Source organism: Arsenophonus sp. ENCA (assembly GCF_002287155.1).
Taxonomy (GTDB): domain Bacteria; phylum Pseudomonadota; class Gammaproteobacteria; order Enterobacterales; family Enterobacteriaceae; genus Arsenophonus; species Arsenophonus nilaparvatae.
Genome location: NZ_NHNG01000136.1, coordinates 1 through 863, shown reverse-complemented (window position 1 = coordinate 863; position 863 = coordinate 1). Strand labels below are relative to the sequence as shown.

1 protein-coding gene is annotated in these 863 nt (G+C 41.9%); it reads left to right on the top strand.

All coding sequences use genetic code 11. The features are described 5' to 3' along the window. The first annotated feature begins 176 nt into the window (after positions 1-176). A complete protein-coding gene (locus CBG25_RS03775) occupies positions 177-794 on the top strand; it encodes a helix-turn-helix domain-containing protein (protein WP_290604613.1) in 618 nt (205 codons plus the stop codon). The last annotated feature ends 69 nt before the right edge of the window (positions 795-863 follow it).

Sequence of the window (863 nt, the reverse complement as noted above, 5' to 3'; positions counted from 1 at the left end):
GAGTTAATCCAAAAACCTAGTGATAGTAGGAGTCGGACTATGAGAAATAGTACGCATATTGCACGCATAATGAAAGCGTGCGGCATATCAATCGAGCAGATTTTGAGTTTTGCTCACACATCAAAATACCTTACAACCCGTCAGCGTGAGTACCTTCGTAGTATCGGAGGTGTAGCATGAAATCCGAGATGATTAAATTCTTTTTGAGTAGCGGTGTGCCTTCTGGTTTAGTTGATAACGAAGGTAAAGTCGATACCAACGTCAAAATGACAGATTTACTCTATTTGCTTATTCATTTGCCTGAAATGGGAACGCTGATAGAGAGAATCCACAGCGAAAAATCGCCATTCTCTTTGATATGTAATTTGCCTGCTGATTTCAGGGAATCGCCCACCGTTTGGCAGTTCCATTTCTTACCGCTTTTTGATAACGAGAAGAGCTACATGGGAACATTCTTCCATGCCCATGAGTTCCTGTTTTTGTCACCGTTGGACTATGTCGATGGCATTCAACCTTATGCGGTTACCACCGAAAAACCTAACAAACTGTTCACTGATAAAGAGTGGAAAGTTCTGTTTTTCACAATGCACCGTTTTAGCAGCAAGGAAATCGCTAGACGGTTAAATATTGCGACTAGTACAACAGAGCACCACATTAAAAGTTTATACGAAAAACTCAACGTCCATTCTGCCTTTGAGTTAAGGACATTTGGCAAATCTCAAGGCTTTGACCGCTATATTCCGGTGAATATGCTTCCTCGTTCATGTGTTAACTCTGTTGGAGGTGCAGTATGAAATACACCTACATCATCAACGGATTTCGGCGAACCTATCAGGGTCGCCCTGATGTGCGTTTTACCTGTT

Coding starts and splice junctions, on each gene's coding strand:
- CBG25_RS03775 (WP_290604613.1), top strand. CDS start 177: ATGAAATCCGAGATGATTAAATTCTTTTTGAGTAGCGGTGTGCCTTCT.